Origin of the sequence: Variovorax monticola, assembly GCF_051216855.1 — a bacterium.
Taxonomy (GTDB): Bacteria; Pseudomonadota; Gammaproteobacteria; order Burkholderiales; family Burkholderiaceae_C; genus Variovorax.
The window spans coordinates 920,481-935,292 of sequence record NZ_JBPJZP010000002.1 but is presented as its reverse complement, the minus strand read 5'-3'; the positions used below and the strand labels follow the sequence as shown (position 1 = coordinate 935,292).

The window sequence follows — 14,812 nt, the reverse complement described above, 5'->3', positions numbered from 1 at the left end:
CCGCTCAGCCGCCGTCTTCTTTTTTGGCGGCCTTGCCGCAGACCCCGGTGCCGCAGTCTCCGTGTTGGTCCGGGTTGCAGACCCGGGCCCGCCCCGATGCCGACACCACGATCGACGCCCTGCGGCCCGTGTCGGCCTTCAGCGTGAGGCATCCGGCGGCAAAGGCGGCATGGGTGGCCCGGCGCGAGAACCCATTGCTGTCGTAGCGCACGCCCTGCGCAAAGCCGTCGCCGAGCGACGCATCCACGCGGACCCCGTCCGGCAGCCCTTCGAAGCGACGCAGCGTTGCGGGCGCGTCGGGTCCTGTGGACCCGCTCACACCGGCCACGACGGTCCAGCCCCCGGACCAATCACGGTCTGCGAGCGCAGTCACCCGCACGCTGCGGGAGCGCTGGATGGCCTCCATGCGCGCAAGGCTCAGGGCGGCATTGAAAGCCTGCGCCGCCCCCGCCAAACGCTGGTTGAGCAGCAGCGTGCGAAAGCTCGGCATGCCGATGCCCGCCAGCACCGCCACGATGGCCACGACCACCATCAGTTCCAGCAGCGTGAAGCCGCCCGCGCGCCCGGCCCTGCGTGCGCCGGCGTTCATTGCCAGCACCTGACGCGCTGCGTGCCGTCGCATCCCTTGTCGCCCGTGCTGTCGATCCAGAGGGCGCCGACCCGAGGATCGGAAAATGCGGGCTTCAGGCTCGCCGTCAGCCGGATGCAGCTGTCGATGCTGCCGCGTCCCTCGCAGTTGCCGCTCTCGATGGTGTACTTGCCCGTCGCACCGCCGCCGCCCGAATCGCCTGAATCCCCCGTGTAGTGCCGATAGCGGCCGGCCTGTGTGTAGTGCCGCTCCTGATGCTGCATCTGCTGCATCAGCGCGGCGCGGGCCTCGCTGCGCCACCCCTGGCGCACGATGTCCATGTACGACGGGTACGAAATGGCCGCGAGGATGGCGGTGATCGCAACGACCATCATCACTTCGATCAACGTGAACCCGCGCGCGCACTGCCTGGCCGCGCTCATCGCCGTGCCTCCCGCGCATCCACGACCTGGCGCCAGTTCAGGCGCCCTGCCGCCTGCGAGGTCGTGCCGCCCTCGACGGGCTGCGCCGTCGAGAATCCGCTCTTGCCGCCACGCCCGCCCGCCTGGATGACGGCCAGGCGGCGCGTGTGCGTACGGCGACCGAGCATGTCGGTGGTGCTGTACACGCTGTCCCCCAGCTGCACCACCTGGGGTGTGCCGGGCATGCCGGCGTCCGAGGGCACGCAGGTGCCGCCCTTGGACAGGCCGGTCAGGGCATTCACCGCGCAACTGCGCCCACCGTCACTGCCACATGCCGTGGCGGCAGGGATGAGCGTATTGAAGAACAGCAGTCCGTCACTCAACACGGGCTCGGCGACCACGCGCTCGCCCTTGTCGCGGGACTCGGGCAGGTCGAGATACCAGCCGCGCCGGGTGGCGGTCTTGCTGTCGAAGGCGCCGTACGAAAACGTATCGCCGGTGATGGCGAAAGGCGCCGATCCGCCGGCCAAGACAGCTCGCCGCGGCTGAAGCTGCATGCGCGCGGCACGCGACCCGATGGGCTCGCCGTTGTCGTACACGCCATAGACCGTCTGCACGCCACGGCTGGAACGACCCAGGTCATCCGGACTCACGAACTTGCCGGTGCCGAACAGCACGATCGCCCCGCCGGACGGTCCGATGCCGACCTTCGGCACCACGGTGATCGGCTGGCGCCTGGCGCCCTCGCCCCACGCGACCATCAGCGGCTGCGCCTTGAACGGCAAGACATTGCCCGCGCGCCACGGCGCATTGGCGGTGAAGGCGAACTTCCACAGATTGCCCTGCGTGTCGCCCGCATACAGGAAACGCGTGGCGCCGTCGGCGCCCGCGTAGTCGCCCGGCACGCCGAGGGCATTCACGACGGTGGTGTCCGCGGGAACCGGCAGCACGATCTTGTGATAGTTGACGTCCAGCACCCATGGGGCGTTCGCGGGCTTGTCGAGCGAGAGCAGGAACAGGGCGGTGCGTTTCTCCGGGTTGGCGTTGTTGAAGCCCGACGGCACCACGGCAAACCATCGATGCCTGGCCGGCTCGGTGCGCGTCGCGGCGGTCGTGCGGAACTTCAGGACGCGCGGCGGCTGCGTCTGGTGGCCCATGTCGGCGTCGTCCGCGCCGCTGAACTCCCACATCACGTGGCCCGCGGAAAAGTTGGCGGCGTCGCTCACGTCGAGCGCAAGGACGCCGGTGGCACCACCGCCCATGCCCGACACCAGCATGCTGCGCCATGCGCCGTCGGCCAGTTGCACGTCGGCCACCGTCGCAGACCCATCGACGAGGCTGCGAGGCACATGGTCCGGCGAGCTGTAGTCCGCCAACAGGGGAAAGAGCGCACGCGGCACATAAGCGAAAAGCTCTTCCCCTGTGCGGGCCGAGAACGCGTGGAGCATGCCGTCGTCGGCGCCGACGTACACCGCGGGAACACGGCCGCGCCGACCGTCCGCGAAGAAAGGAACCGAGTGAGCCACGCGCCCCATGACGGAATCGCGCACGCGAAAGACGCCGCCGGCAACGGACTCCTCCTTGCGCCGGTCGCCTCGCAGGTAGGCCAGCCGCTCGGGGCCCAATGCGTCGGATGCAGAGTGCTCGGCATGCGGCGTTGCGCTCAGGTGGCCCTTCGACACCGCGTCGAGCGCATGCCATTCGAACGGCGTGCCCGCGCCGGCGGAGGACAACGTGAAGATCCGCCGGCTCGCCGGATCGCGCGCCGGCACGGCCGGCCTGGCCGTGGGACTGCCGGTCAACAAGGCGCCGGCGTCCCAGTCGGGCAGATCGCCACGGCGCACGGCCCCGGTGGCAGCGTCGTAGGCCAATGGAAACGACAGCAGCGAGCCCGCTCCGCGCTGGCCGGCGGACTGGGACGCATAGAGACTGGTGCCCTCCTTCGAAAGACCAGGCGATGAGATCGCGCTGTTGTCCATGCCGCCTGATTCAGGCAACGCGGCCCGCGCCAGAGCCCTTCGCATCGCCGTCGCCATCTGCTCGGGCTCACCGGCGAAGAAGTACGTCCTGGGTTGGGGCTTGCCGTCGGCACCGATACCTTCCGCCCACTCGGCGTTGCTTTTCACATCCGGGCGGCCCAGCCCGTCGAAGGCGCGGAACGGGTTGCCATCGCCGTTGGTGTCGACGAAGCCGCCGTACTTCGCCGCGAGCGAGAGCCCGCCGCCGCGCTGCCCGGTGTCGATGACAAAGGTTCGCGCGCGCACGTCCGGGTAGTCGTCGCGAATCGTCTGGGTGTTGGCCCGATAGGCAAGCCCCGGGATGCCTGGCGCAGGCACGGAGGACAGTGCCTCGTCCTTCTCGAATGCGCCCACGAGGCGCGTCCAGACGCTGTCGTCGGGGCGGTCGTCACGCGCTGGCGCGTCCCCGATCACGACGAGGTGGTTCTTCTGGCAGCTGAGCGCCACGGGGTCCGCAACACCGCGCCCAAGGCCGGCACCTTGCAGGTAGCGAAGCGACTCGTCGTACAGCGCGCGAAGGGCGTCGGGCCGGCCGTAGGCGCCGCCGCGGCCGACACGATGGATCGCTTCGACGACACCTTTCGCCGCGCCCGGTCCCGTCTTGAAGATTCCGGTGGCGGCGTCCCATTCCGCCTGCGGGTTGACCACCTTGTCGAAGGTCGCATCGACCTTCGTCGGGCCGGTGTGCTTCATCGGCGCGAGCAGCGCACCGCCCGCAAGAGCGCCGAAGACCGAGAAACGCATGTGTTCCGAGTGCCTCTGAACGACGCCGACCGGCTTGTGATGGCCGCCCGGATACCGCAAGCACAGGTCGCCGCGTGCAACCGCTTCCTCCGGCGCGCACACCGCCACGCGCGCCAGGTACGCACCATGGCGCCGGTCGCTTCCGGGCTCGGCGCACGAGCCCGTGGCGGAAGGGCCGACGAAGATCTGCTCGCCGCAGTTGTTGAAATGAAGGGCGTCGCCCGTGGTCAACGGCGTGAACAGGTTTGCGCGCGCCTTCAGGACCTTGTCCGGAAAGTGCACGCTCCGGTAGAAGCTGGCTGGCAGTTCCGCGCGCCGCAGGACCGTTCGATCAAGCTCGTCCACGGCACGCTCGCCCCCGGTCAGCGCCAGCCGCACACCGTCGATGCCGGATGTCGCGGCCCAGTTCAACAGGTTGCCGCTCCATTGGCGGTTGCAGACGATTTCGCCACCTGCGCCTTTCGTTGCCGTGGCCTCGCGCTTGAAGTAGCCGTCGGTGCTGGCGTAGCTGTAGCAGCCCATGGCGTCCCAGAGGCCGGTGTGGCGCACCGTTGCGTCGAACTCGCCGCGGTAGGCGGCGCCGGCATTCGAGGCTTCGAGCGCCAGGTCCAGCACGACATTGGGATCGACGCGCGACGCCAGCGAAGCCAGCGGCTCGCTGGGCAGCACCGCGTCGGGCGGCGTGGCCGCTTGGGCGTGGAAGGCTGCGCAGACCGCCCAGATCGCCATGCGCGGAATTCGAATGCAACGCATTGCTTCGCCTCTCATGAGGGGCAGCCGGGACTGGCCGCCGGTTTGAACAAGGTGGTCTGCAGGACCACCTGCGTTTCTTCGCGCACGCCGTAGCCGATGGCCGTCACGCGAAAGAGATAGCGGGCACCTTCGGCACTCGCGCTCAGGAGCTGGTCGGCCTGCCAGCCGCCATGGCTGCGCACGGCCTCGACGATGTAGCGCGGCGACCTGGCCGGCAGCGCACCGGCGCGCGGGCTCGGGGCCGCGCCGCCGCTGCCGCCGCTGTCACCGAGGTAGGTCTGCCCGGTGAAAGCGCCGTAGGCCACCGACGTGCCGGCATCGGCCGAGAAGTCCGCGCTCGTCCACGCGGGCTCGCTGCCCGGCTCGACCGGCGCGCACAGCCCCTGGCGATCGCCGCCGGCACCGCACCCCGCCGCGAAGGCCGCGATGTCCCTGCTGCTGAAAAGACACAGGCGCTGGCGGATGTGGTCGTTGGGGCCGAGCACATCGCTTTCGGCGTCGAGCAGTGCGGCCTCGGCGGCCTGGAACGCCACCTCGGCGTCGCGGTCGTTGCGAGCGCCGCGCTCGCTCACGAGCGAGCTCTGTGCCGCACCGAGTGCCAGCACCGTGACGACGAGCAACATCAGCAGGACGACGATCAGAGAAAACCCGCGCGACGTGCGACGAGGGGCGCTGCTCATGCAGCGGTTCATGGCGCGGCGTCTTTCAGCGGGTTGCGCAGCATCACGGTGAACGTGGCCACGCGACGCAGGCGCCCGTCGGCCGGGGGCTTGAAGCCCAGGCCGGGAAACTCGCGGCCCAGCGGGTACAGCACCTCGTCCACCCCGCGCGGCCAGCCATTGGCGCGCGCACTGCGCGCCACCAGGCCGAAACGCAGCCCGACCACCTTGCGCCATTCGGCAGCCGCCTTGGCGGCAGACGGCGCGCGGGCTTCCAGCTGCGCGGCGTCGAGCCAGCGCTCGGGCACGCCGTCGCCGTCGCCGTCGTGGCCGTAGACGACGTTGAACACCTCGACGCCCCGCGCCAGCGGCTCCGCGCGGAAGCTGCCGTTCTCGTTGCTGCGGTACTTGCAGTAGAGCTCCGGCTCGCCGTCCGTGGCATTGGCGACGTAGAAGAAGCTCCACGCGCGGTCCGCGGACGTCTGCTTGCCCGGCATGGGACCGGGCTGGGCGAAGCCCATGCAGTCGACCATGGTGCCGTCGGGCTCGGTGGCGTCGCCGTTCGCCCGGCTGCGGCCGAAGAAGCGCACGAGCAGGGAATCGCTGCCATTGACGCCCCGGCTGTCGTGGGTGCCGTAGCTTTCGTCCTTGCCGCCCACGCGGGCGTTGCGCGCTCCGACGACGTGCAGCTCCGAAGGATCGTCCAACGCAGTGACCTGGCTCGGCAGCGAGATGGCGCCGTCTGCATCCACGCGGTCCGGCGCGTAGTCGGCGTAGCCCGCCTGCCGAACGATGCCCTTCACGACGAAGCCGGCGAACCGGAGGGTGTCTTCCACCGCCTGCGCCTCGGCGTCGGCGGTGAACAGCTGCTTGCTGCCGACGAATGCTGCCGTGGCACAGAGCACCACGACCAGCCCGAGGCCCACGGCGACCAGAAGCTCGACGAGCGTCACGCCGCGCTGGCGTGCGCGCCGAGCGGCCTCAGGAACCGGGCTGGCCGTCATCAGGCTGTCCTGGCACCAGTTGCATCACCAGGCGCGGCGGCGGGGTCGCCTTGTCGGCAACCGCCGCGCCGCGCGGCGTCCAGCCTAGCTTGACGACCACGCTGCGGCCGGTACGACTGCAGGGCCAGACATAGGTGCCGGCCGCTTCGCTAAATGGCGCCTCGTCGAAGCACACGCTGACGCGCGCATCGGGCAGCACGGCGGCGACGCGCTGCTTCCATTCGCGCAGGTCCCAGGCGGCAAGCTGCGCGGCATTGCAAGGCGCGCCCACCGTGGCGCATGACGGCCCCGTCGCCCTTGACGCCGTGCCCTCGGCCCATTGCTCGAGCAGATAGGCATTCGCGGCGTCGTTCCTTGCCGCCACGCCCATGTTCATGCGCGCCTTCTCCGACAGGTCGCGCACGAGGTTGATGGCCGCCGTGAACGTTGCCGCCTCGTTGCTCGTGCGGGCCGCCGCCAGCAGCATGCCCATGGCGCCGAGCAGCCCTGCGCTCAGCACCACGATGGAAACGAGTACCTCCACGAGCGAAAAGCCCGCGCTGAAATGCTTTCTTGAAGCCATAGACCGATGTCCTCCCTGCGCGTGTGCAACTTGGGTTGCCTCTGTTTCGCGCCATCGAAAACCGAGCCTAAGCGGGCACCGGCATCGCGGCCGGCACCGTTCGTCCGCGTTCGAATGCCGCTCGTATGATCCAGCGACACCGCTGCCAACTTCTTCCGCCCAAGCCCCCATGCCCTCTCACGAACAAGACGCCCTGCACATCGCGACCGCGCTGCGCCTGGCCACGTCGGCGCTGCTGCTGACCGATCCGAACCCGCGCGTGGGCTGTGTGCTGTGCGACGCCGGCGGCCGCGTGCTGGGCCAGGGCCACACGCAGAAGGCTGGAGGCCCGCATGCCGAGGTGATGGCGCTGCGCGACGCCGCGGCGCAAGGCCGCTCGGTCGAAGGCGCGACGGCGTACGTCACGCTCGAGCCGTGCGCGCACCATGGCCGTACCGGCCCGTGCTGCGACGCACTGATCGCGGCCGGCGTTCGCCGGGTGGTCGCCTCCCTGGCAGACCCGAACCCGCTGGTCGCGGGCCAGGGCTTCGAGCGCCTGCGCGCTGCGGGCATCCAGGTCGAGGTCGGTCCCGGCGCCGTGGAATCGCGCGAACTCAACATCGGCTTCTTCAGCCGCATGGTCCGCAAGCAGCCCTGGGTGCGGATGAAGGTGGCCGCGTCGCTCGACGGCAAGACCGGCCTGGCCAACGGCGTGAGCCAATGGATCACCGCCGAGGCCGCCCGCACCGACGGCCACGCCTGGCGCGCCCGGGCCAGCGCGGTGCTGACCGGCGTGGGCACGGTGCTGGAGGACAACCCGCGGCTGGACGTGCGCCTGGTCGACACCCCGCGCCAGCCGCACCTCGTCGTGGTGGACAGCCGCCTCCAGACACCGCTTGACGCTCACATATTCATAGCAGGCCGCCCGGTATGGATCTACGCGGCAGGCCGCGACGAAGAAAAGGCAGCGGCACTGGAAGCCCGCGGCGCCACCGTCACCTGCCTGCCCAACGCCGACGGCAAGGTCGACCTGCCGGCCCTGCTGAAGGACCTGGCGGCGCGCGGCGTGAACGAGCTGCACGTCGAATCGGGCCACAAGCTCAACGGCTCGATGCTGCGCGAAGGCTGTGTCGACGAACTGCTGGTGTACTTGGCGCCCAAGCTGATCGGCAGCGGCATGGACATCGCGAGCCACCTCCATGCCGGCGGCCCGCTGACTTCGCTGGCGGGTGTTCTGCCCCTGGAATTCAAGTCCGTGGACCTGCTGGGACCCGACCTGCGCGTCGTGGCACGCATTGCCGGAAGGGACGCGTTCTAGCGTTTACCCCGAACACCCCGCGTTCTCTGCGAAAATGCGCGGATATGTTCACCGGAATCATCACCGGCGTGGGGCGCATCGCCGCCATTCACGACCTCGGCACCTCCTCCTCCTACGGCAAAAGACTCAGCATCGCGGTGCCTGACGGCTACCTCGACGACGTCGGGCTCGGCGACAGCATTGCGCTCAACGGCGCCTGCATGACTGTCACCACGCTCGTCCCCGAGCGACAGCAGTTCACCATCGACATTTCCGCCGAGTCCCTCGACAAGACCGCCGGCCTGACCGACGAGGGCGGCCGCGTCAACCTCGAGAAGGCCCTGCGCGCCAGCGACCGCCTGGGCGGGCACATCGTCTCGGGCCACGTCGACGGCATCGGCACCGTGGCCTTCTTCGAGCCGGTCGGCGAAAGCTGGGAACTGCGCGTGCTCGCACCGCCCGCGCTGGCCCGCTTCCTGGCCTACAAGGGCTCGATCACCATCAACGGCGTGAGCCTCACGGTCAACAGCGTGAGCGACATCGCCGACGGCGCCGAGGTCAGCATCAACCTGATCCCGCACACCGTCGAGAACACCTCCCTCGGCGGCCTGAAGGCCGGCTCGAAGGTCAACCTCGAAATCGATACCGTGGCGCGCTACGTGGAGCGCATGCTCCAGGCCGGCGTGCTGGTGCCCCCTGCATCCACGCCCACATCCAAGCATTCCAAGGACACAGCCGAATGAACGCCTCCGTCACGCCGATCGGCGCCCCCCGCGCCACGCGCGCTCCCGCCTCGATCTCGCCGGTCGAGGAGATCGTGGCCGAGCTTGCCGCCGGCCGCATGGTGATCCTGGTGGACGAGGAAGACCGCGAGAACGAGGGCGACATCGTCGTCGCGGCCGACCACATCTCGGCCGAATCGATCAACTTCATGGCGCGCCATGCCCGCGGCCTGATCTGCCTGACGCTGTCGCGCGAGATGTGCGAGCGGCTGCAGCTGCCGCCGATGGTCCAGCGCAACGGCGCCAAGCATTCGACCGCCTTCACCGTCTCCATCGAAGCAGCCGAAGGCGTGACCACCGGCATCTCGGCGGCCGACCGCGCGCGCACCGTGCAGGCCGCCGTGGCGCCCGACGCCGTGGCCGCCGACCTGGTGCAGCCCGGCCACATCTTCCCGCTGCAGGCGGTGGACGGCGGCGTGCTGATGCGCGCGGGCCATACCGAAGCCGGTTGCGACCTGGCCGCCATGGCCGGCTGCTCGCCCGCCTCGGTGATCTGCGAGGTGATGAACGAAGACGGCACCATGGCCCGCCTGCCCGACCTGCAGATCTTCGCGGCCGAGCACAACCTGAAGATCGGCACCATCGCCGCGCTCATCGAGCACCGCAGCCGCGTCGAGTCGCTGGTCGAGAAGGTCGGCTGCCGCGAGATTCAAACCGCCTGGGGCGCCTTCACCGCCCACGCCTTCATCGACAAGCCCAGCCGCGGCGTGCACCTGGCGCTGGTGCGCGGCACCTGGGCGCCGGAAGACACGGTGTCGGTGCGCGTGCACGAGCCGCTGTCAGTGCTCGACGCGCTCGAAATCAACCGCTCGCTGCATTCGTGGAGCCTGGACGCCAGCCTCTCGCACATCGCGACCGAGGGCAAGGGCGTGGCCGTGCTGCTGAACTGCGGCGAAACCGCGGGCGAGCTGCTCGCGCAATTCGACGGCACCGCGCGCCCCGCGCAAGCCCCCGAGCGCGGCCGCATGGACCTTCGCAGCTACGGCATCGGCGCGCAAATTCTGCGCGAATGCGGCGTGCACAAGATGAACCTGCTGGGCACGCCGCGTCGCATGCCGAGCATGGCTGCGGGCTACGGCCTCGAAATTGCCGGCTACCTCACGAAAGACTGAACGACCATGCAAGGTGCAAACAAGGGCGAGAGCAAGCCGCTCCACGGAAAAGGACTGCGCATCGGCATCGTGCAGGCGCGCTTCAACGCCGACGTCACCGATGCGCTGGCCCACGCCTGCCTGTCGGAGCTCGAAGCCCTGGGCGTGGCCGCCAACGACATCCACCACCTGCAGGTGCCCGGCGCGCTCGAAGTGCCCATCGCCCTGCAGGCGCTGGCCGAGCGCGGCGGCTACCACGCGCTCGTGGCGCTGGGCTGCATCATTCGCGGCGAGACCTACCACTTCGAGCTGGTGGCCAACGAATCGGGCGCCAGCGTGAGCCGCGTCTCGCTCGACTACAAGCTGCCCATCGCCAACGCGATCATCACCACCGAGAACCTCGAGCAAGCCGTTGCCCGGCAGACCGACAAGGGCCGCGACGCGGCCCGCGTGGCTGTCGAGATGGCGCAACTGCTGGCCACCCTTTCATGACCGAAGACACCTCCAAGCCCCTCAAGCCCGCCACCATTGCAGGCGACAAGCCCCGCCAGTCGCGCGTCGGCCTCACCAGCACCGGCGCGCGCAAGGCTTCGGCCAAGTCCAACCGCAGCCGAGCGCGCGAGTTCGCGCTGCAGGCGCTCTACCAGCACCTGGTGGGCCGCAACGACCCGACGGACATCGACCATTTCACGCGCGACCTCGCCGGCTTTCACAAGGCCGACGCCGCGCACTACGACGCGCTGCTGCACGGTTCGATCGAAGGCGCCGAGCAACTCGACGCGCTGATCCGCCCGCTGCTGGACCGCAAGTTCGAGGAAATCTCGCCGGTCGAGCACGCCGTGATGTGGATCGGCGTGTACGAATTCCAGAACTGCCCCGACGTGCCGTGGCGCGTGGTGCTCAACGAGTGCATCGAGCTCGCCAAGGAATTCGGCGGCACCGACGGCCACAAGTACGTGAATGCCGTGCTCAACGGCCTGGCGCCGCAACTGCGTCCGCTCGAAGTGGAAACCGACCGCGCGTCGGGCAAGGCGCGTCCGTGAAGATTTCGACGCGCGCCCAGCGCATCGAACCGTTCTACGTGATGGAGGTGGCCAAGGCGGCCGGTTCGCTGGCGCGCGAGGTTGCCCACACCGACCGGCCGATGATCTTCCTGAACATCGGCGAGCCCGACTTCACCGCGCCGCCGCTGGTACAGGAAGCCGCGATGCGCGCCGTGCGCGCGGGCGCCACGCAGTACACGCAGGCCACCGGCCTCGACCTGCTGCGCGAGCGCATCAGCGGCTGGTACCGCCAGCGCTTCAACGTCGACGTGCCGGCACGGCGCATCGTCGTCACCGCCGGGGCCTCCGCCGCGTTGCAGCTGGCCTGCCTGGCGCTGATCGAATCGGGCGACGAAATTCTCATGCCCGACCCCAGCTATCCGTGCAACCGCCACTTCGTGAGCGCGGCGGACGGCAAGGCGGTGCTGGTGCCGACCACGGCCGAAGAGCGCTTCCAGCTCACCGCCGAGAAGGTCGAAACGGCCTGGACCGACAAGACCCGCGGCGTGCTGCTCGCCTCGCCGTCGAACCCGACCGGCACCTCGATCGCGCCCGACGAGCTGCGCCGCATTCACGAGGTGGTGTCGCAGCGCGGCGGCATCACGCTGATCGACGAGATCTATCTCGGCCTGTCGCATGACGACGCCTTCGGGCAGACGGCTTTGGCCATCGACGACAACGTCATCAGCATCAACAGCTTCAGCAAGTACTTCAACATGACCGGCTGGCGCCTGGGCTGGCTGGTGGTGCCCGAAGCGCTGGTGCCGGTGGTCGAGCGCCTGGCGCAGAACCTCTTCATCTGCGCGAGCACGGTGTCGCAACATGCGGCGCTGGCCTGCTTCGAGGACGCGAGCATTGCCGAGTACGAACGCCGCCGCGCCGAATTCAAGGCGCGCCGCGACTGGTTCATTCCGCAACTGAACGCGCTGGGCCTGAACGTGCCCGTGATGCCCGACGGCGCCTTCTACGCCTGGGCCGACTGCACCGGCTTCGCGGAAAAGCTCGGCATCTCGGGCAGCTGGGACTTCGCCTTCGAGACCATGAAGCGCGCCCACGTGGCCATCACGCCGGGGCGCGATTTCGGCACGGCCGAAACGGCGAAGTTCGTGCGCTTCTCCACCGCCAGTTCGATGGCGCACCTGCGCGAAGCCATCGAGCGCCTGCGCGCCATGGCAGACCGGGCGGACCACAAGGCGCAATGAGCTACGCGTTCCCGATCCGCGTCTACTGGGAAGACACCGATGCCGGCGGCATCGTGTTCTATGCCAACTACCTGAAGTTCATGGAACGCGGTCGCACCGAGTGGCTGCGCTCCCTGGGCGTCGAGCAGCGCAGGCTGCGCGAGGAAACCGGCGGCCAGTTCGTGGTGAGCGAAACGCAGCTCAAATACCATCGCCCCTCCCGGCTCGACGACGAACTGCTGGTTACAGCCGATCTCCAACAATTGGGTACCGCCTCGTTGATAATCGGTCAGCGCGTGCTATCAAAAACAGAGCAAGAGCGAACGGGCGCCGCGGCGCCTGTCTTGCTGTGCGAAGGCACGATCCGCATCGGCTGGGTGGATGCCGCCACGTTGCGTCCAGCGCGCATACCGAAACAAGTCACGGGAACCCTCGAGCGCTGCAGCGGCTCCATGACTCAACCTATCAAGCCATGAACCAAGATCTTTCCATCATCAATCTCCTGCTCCACGCGAGCTTCGTGGTGCAGCTGGTCGTGCTGCTGCTGGTGATCGTCTCGATCGCCAGCTGGGCGGCGATCATCCGCAAGTACTTCTCGCTGCGCCGCATGCGCGCGCTGAACGACGACTTCGAGCGCGAGTTCTGGTCGGGCACCAGCCTGAACGAGCTGTTCGCCTCGGCCGCGCAGAACGCCAAGTTCGCCGGCCCCATGGAGCGCATCTTCGCCTCGGGCATGCGCGAGTACCAAAAGCTGCGCGAGCGCCACGTCACCGACGCCCCCACGCTGCTCGACGGCGCACGCCGCGCCATGCGCGCGAGCTTCCAGCGCGAGCTGGACGCGGCCGAGCAGAACCTGTCGTTCCTGGCCACCGTGGGCTCGGTCTCCCCGTACGTCGGCCTGTTCGGCACGGTCTGGGGGATCATGCACGCATTCACCGGCTTGGCCGCCCTCACGCAGGTGACGCTGGCCACCGTGGCCCCCGGCATCGCCGAGGCGCTGGTGGCCACGGCCATCGGCCTGTTCGCCGCCATCCCGGCGGTGGTGGGCTACAACCGCTTCGCCCGCGAGATCGACAAGATCGCCATTGCCCTGGAGACCTACATCGAGGAGTTCTCCAACATCCTGCAGCGCAACCTGTCGGCCAACCCGGGCACGGGCGGCGCGTCGTCGGTTTCGCCGGCCAACCGCTGAGCGGAGGCGCAACGCATGCCCGCCGTTTCATCCCGGGGCCGAGGACGCCGCACGATCAACGAGATCAACATGGTCCCGTTCATCGACGTGATGCTGGTGCTGCTGATCATCTTCATGGTCACCGCCCCGCTCATCACGCCCAGCGTGATCAACCTGCCCACGGTCGACCGCGCCAACAAGCAGCCCGACAAGCCGATCGAGATCGTCATCAAGAGCGACGACGAAGTGCAGATCAAGAAAGACCCGTCCACCGGCACCGGCGGCACGTCGATCCCCATGACGCAGATCGGCGCCGCAGCCAAGCAGGCGCAGGGCGGCGACAACGACCGCCCGGTGGTCATCAGCGCGGACAAGTCGGTGAAGTACGAGACCGTGGTCAAGGCCATGAACCAGCTCAAGCGCAGCGGCGTCGAGCGCGTGGGCCTGTCCGTCACCACCACGGGCGGCAAATAAGGCATGTCGCTCGCACTGGATCGCCCCGAGTTCGCGCCGCCACCGCAGCGCGGCACGCCGCGCGCCATCGTGCTGGCCCTCATTGCGCACGGCCTGCTGATCGCCGCGCTCACCTGGGGCGTGCGCTGGAAAAGCGACCCCGACGAAGGCGCCGTCGATGCGGAGCTGTGGTCGTCCACGGTGCAGCAGGCCGCGCCGCGCCTGCAGGCACCGCAAGCCCCCACCCCGGTTCCCACGCCACCGCCGCCCGCACCTGCTCCCACACCGGCGCCCACGCCCGCTCCGCCTCCGCCTCCTCCGCCCCCGGTGGCCAAGGCGCCCGAGCCCGCTCCCGCGCCCAAGGCGCCCGACATTGCGCTGGAACGCGAGAAGAAGCTCAAGGAGCAAAAAGAGCTGAAAGACCGCGAGCTCGAAAAGCAGCAACTGCAGAAGAAGAAAGAGCTCGAAGCCAAGCAGCGCGCGGAAGACGAAGCCGACCGCAAGCAGGCTCAGCAGAAGGAACAGCAGAAGAAGCTGGCCGACCAGAAGAAGCAGCAGGAAGCCGATGCCAAGCAGGCCGAAGCGAAGAAGGCCGAGGCCGCCACCAAGCAGGCCGCCGCGGACCGCGCCGCCGCGCTCAAGCGCATGCAGGGCCTGGCGGGTGCCAGCGGCGCCGACGACTCCAAGGGCACCGCGTTGCGCAACTCGGGTCCGTCGAGCGGCTACGGCGGTCGCATTGCCGCGGCCGTGCGGCCGAACATCACCTTCCCCGATGCCGACACCGTGAACGGCAATCCGGCGGCCGAGTTCGAGGTGAGCCTGGCGCCCGACGGCACCATCGTCGGCGTGAAGCTCAGCAAGTCGAGCGGCCTGCCGGGTTGGGACGAAGCCGCCGAGCGCGGCCTTCGCAAGACCGACAAGGTGCCGCGCGACACCGACGGGCGCATCTTTCCGTCGCTGATCGTGTCGCTGCGGCCCAAGCGCTGATCTCTGCGCGCGTTGGCTCGCTGCGCCTAACGCGCAGCTAAGAAAACGGGGCCCTTCCAGGTGACTTGCACGTCACCCGGAACTCGATAATCGGGGCT

General features: G+C 69.0%; 16 protein-coding genes. 10 read left to right on the top strand and 6 right to left on the bottom strand.

Annotated elements, in window-relative coordinates:
- Window positions 1-4 precede the first annotated feature (4 nt).
- The 6 genes from ACSFA5_RS09960 to pilV are packed head-to-tail and all read right to left on the bottom strand — an operon-like array spanning window position 5 to window position 6,730.
- Window positions 5-589 carry a GspH/FimT family pseudopilin gene (locus ACSFA5_RS09960; protein ID WP_435443852.1) on the bottom strand — a complete coding sequence of 195 codons (585 nt, stop codon included), beginning with the start codon at window positions 587-589 and terminating at the stop codon, window positions 5-7.
- On the bottom strand, window positions 586-1,011 hold the full coding sequence (locus tag ACSFA5_RS09955; protein WP_435443851.1) for a type IV pilin protein: 426 nt from the start codon (window positions 1,009-1,011) through the stop codon (window positions 586-588). Before ACSFA5_RS09955 ends, ACSFA5_RS09960 begins: the two co-directional genes overlap by 4 nt.
- Window positions 1,008-4,481, bottom strand: a complete 3,474-nt coding sequence (locus ACSFA5_RS09950) for a pilus assembly protein (RefSeq protein WP_435443850.1) — start codon at window positions 4,479-4,481, stop codon at window positions 1,008-1,010. The genes ACSFA5_RS09955 and ACSFA5_RS09950 overlap by 4 nt, the downstream gene beginning before the upstream one ends.
- A gap of 35 nt (window positions 4,482-4,516) precedes the next feature.
- On the bottom strand, window positions 4,517-5,185 hold the full coding sequence (locus ACSFA5_RS09945) for a pilus assembly PilX family protein (protein WP_435443849.1): 669 nt from the start codon (window positions 5,183-5,185) through the stop codon (window positions 4,517-4,519).
- An 8-nt stretch (window positions 5,186-5,193) separates the two neighbouring features.
- Window positions 5,194-6,168 (bottom strand): PilW family protein, encoded by a 975-nt coding sequence (locus tag ACSFA5_RS09940; RefSeq protein WP_435443848.1) that lies wholly within the window; start codon window positions 6,166-6,168, stop codon window positions 5,194-5,196.
- Window positions 6,146-6,730, bottom strand: a complete 585-nt coding sequence (pilV, locus tag ACSFA5_RS09935; RefSeq protein WP_435443847.1) for a type IV pilus modification protein PilV — start codon at window positions 6,728-6,730, stop codon at window positions 6,146-6,148. The genes ACSFA5_RS09940 and pilV overlap by 23 nt, the downstream gene beginning before the upstream one ends.
- A gap of 169 nt (window positions 6,731-6,899) precedes the next feature.
- Here pilV and ribD point away from each other — a divergent pair, with 169 nt between their 5' ends.
- From ribD to tolA, 10 genes are read left to right on the top strand one after another with little or no spacing between them, the layout of a single operon-like run.
- Window positions 6,900-8,027: a bifunctional diaminohydroxyphosphoribosylaminopyrimidine deaminase/5-amino-6-(5-phosphoribosylamino)uracil reductase RibD gene (ribD, locus tag ACSFA5_RS09930; protein WP_435443846.1), complete on the top strand. Its 1,128-nt coding sequence runs from the start codon at window positions 6,900-6,902 to the stop codon at window positions 8,025-8,027.
- Between the two features lie 44 nt (window positions 8,028-8,071).
- Window positions 8,072-8,749, top strand: a complete 678-nt coding sequence (locus ACSFA5_RS09925) for a riboflavin synthase (RefSeq protein ID WP_435443845.1) — start codon at window positions 8,072-8,074, stop codon at window positions 8,747-8,749.
- Entirely contained in the window at window positions 8,746-9,900 is a 1,155-nt protein-coding gene (gene ribBA, locus ACSFA5_RS09920) for a bifunctional 3,4-dihydroxy-2-butanone-4-phosphate synthase/GTP cyclohydrolase II (protein ID WP_435443844.1), read from the top strand. Before ACSFA5_RS09925 ends, ribBA begins: the two co-directional genes overlap by 4 nt.
- 6 nt (window positions 9,901-9,906) lie before the next feature.
- Window positions 9,907-10,371 (top strand): 6,7-dimethyl-8-ribityllumazine synthase, encoded by a 465-nt coding sequence (ribH, locus tag ACSFA5_RS09915; protein WP_435443843.1) that lies wholly within the window; start codon window positions 9,907-9,909, stop codon window positions 10,369-10,371.
- Window positions 10,368-10,922, top strand: a complete 555-nt coding sequence (nusB, locus tag ACSFA5_RS09910; RefSeq protein ID WP_435443842.1) for a transcription antitermination factor NusB — start codon at window positions 10,368-10,370, stop codon at window positions 10,920-10,922. Before ribH ends, nusB begins: the two co-directional genes overlap by 4 nt.
- On the top strand, window positions 10,919-12,124 hold the full coding sequence (locus ACSFA5_RS09905) for a pyridoxal phosphate-dependent aminotransferase (protein WP_435443841.1): 1,206 nt from the start codon (window positions 10,919-10,921) through the stop codon (window positions 12,122-12,124). The genes nusB and ACSFA5_RS09905 overlap by 4 nt, the downstream gene beginning before the upstream one ends.
- Window positions 12,121-12,579 carry a tol-pal system-associated acyl-CoA thioesterase gene (gene ybgC / locus ACSFA5_RS09900; RefSeq protein ID WP_435443840.1) on the top strand — a complete coding sequence of 153 codons (459 nt, stop codon included), beginning with the start codon at window positions 12,121-12,123 and terminating at the stop codon, window positions 12,577-12,579. The genes ACSFA5_RS09905 and ybgC overlap by 4 nt, the downstream gene beginning before the upstream one ends.
- Entirely contained in the window at window positions 12,576-13,295 is a 720-nt protein-coding gene (tolQ, locus tag ACSFA5_RS09895) for a protein TolQ (RefSeq protein ID WP_435443839.1), read from the top strand. The genes ybgC and tolQ overlap by 4 nt, the downstream gene beginning before the upstream one ends.
- Before the next feature lie 15 nt (window positions 13,296-13,310).
- On the top strand, window positions 13,311-13,748 hold the full coding sequence (locus ACSFA5_RS09890; protein ID WP_116908760.1) for an ExbD/TolR family protein: 438 nt from the start codon (window positions 13,311-13,313) through the stop codon (window positions 13,746-13,748).
- Between the two features lie 3 nt (window positions 13,749-13,751).
- Window positions 13,752-14,714 carry a cell envelope integrity protein TolA gene (gene tolA, locus ACSFA5_RS09885; protein ID WP_435443838.1) on the top strand — a complete coding sequence of 321 codons (963 nt, stop codon included), beginning with the start codon at window positions 13,752-13,754 and terminating at the stop codon, window positions 14,712-14,714.
- Window positions 14,715-14,812: the final 98 nt, after the last annotated feature.

Bases quoted from the DNA above. Each gene is read 5' to 3' on its own strand.
- tolQ (WP_435443839.1), top strand. From the start codon at position 12,576: ATGAACCAAGATCTTTCCATCATCAATCTCCTGCTCCACGCGAGCTTC.
- ribH (WP_435443843.1), top strand. From the start codon at position 9,907: ATGCAAGGTGCAAACAAGGGCGAGAGCAAGCCGCTCCACGGAAAAGGA.
- tolA (WP_435443838.1), top strand. From the start codon at position 13,752: ATGTCGCTCGCACTGGATCGCCCCGAGTTCGCGCCGCCACCGCAGCGC.
- ACSFA5_RS09950 (WP_435443850.1), bottom strand. From the start codon at position 4,481: ATGGCGATCTGGGCGGTCTGCGCAGCCTTCCACGCCCAAGCGGCCACG.
- nusB (WP_435443842.1), top strand. From the start codon at position 10,368: ATGACCGAAGACACCTCCAAGCCCCTCAAGCCCGCCACCATTGCAGGC.
- ACSFA5_RS09960 (WP_435443852.1), bottom strand. From the start codon at position 589: ATGAACGCCGGCGCACGCAGGGCCGGGCGCGCGGGCGGCTTCACGCTG.
- pilV (WP_435443847.1), bottom strand. From the start codon at position 6,730: ATGGCTTCAAGAAAGCATTTCAGCGCGGGCTTTTCGCTCGTGGAGGTA.
- ACSFA5_RS09890 (WP_116908760.1), top strand. From the start codon at position 13,311: ATGCCCGCCGTTTCATCCCGGGGCCGAGGACGCCGCACGATCAACGAG.
- ACSFA5_RS09945 (WP_435443849.1), bottom strand. From the start codon at position 5,185: ATGAGCAGCGCCCCTCGTCGCACGTCGCGCGGGTTTTCTCTGATCGTC.
- ACSFA5_RS09940 (WP_435443848.1), bottom strand. From the start codon at position 6,168: ATGACGGCCAGCCCGGTTCCTGAGGCCGCTCGGCGCGCACGCCAGCGC.
- ybgC (WP_435443840.1), top strand. From the start codon at position 12,121: ATGAGCTACGCGTTCCCGATCCGCGTCTACTGGGAAGACACCGATGCC.
- ACSFA5_RS09955 (WP_435443851.1), bottom strand. From the start codon at position 1,011: ATGAGCGCGGCCAGGCAGTGCGCGCGCGGGTTCACGTTGATCGAAGTG.
- ribD (WP_435443846.1), top strand. From the start codon at position 6,900: ATGCCCTCTCACGAACAAGACGCCCTGCACATCGCGACCGCGCTGCGC.
- ACSFA5_RS09925 (WP_435443845.1), top strand. From the start codon at position 8,072: ATGTTCACCGGAATCATCACCGGCGTGGGGCGCATCGCCGCCATTCAC.
- ribBA (WP_435443844.1), top strand. From the start codon at position 8,746: ATGAACGCCTCCGTCACGCCGATCGGCGCCCCCCGCGCCACGCGCGCT.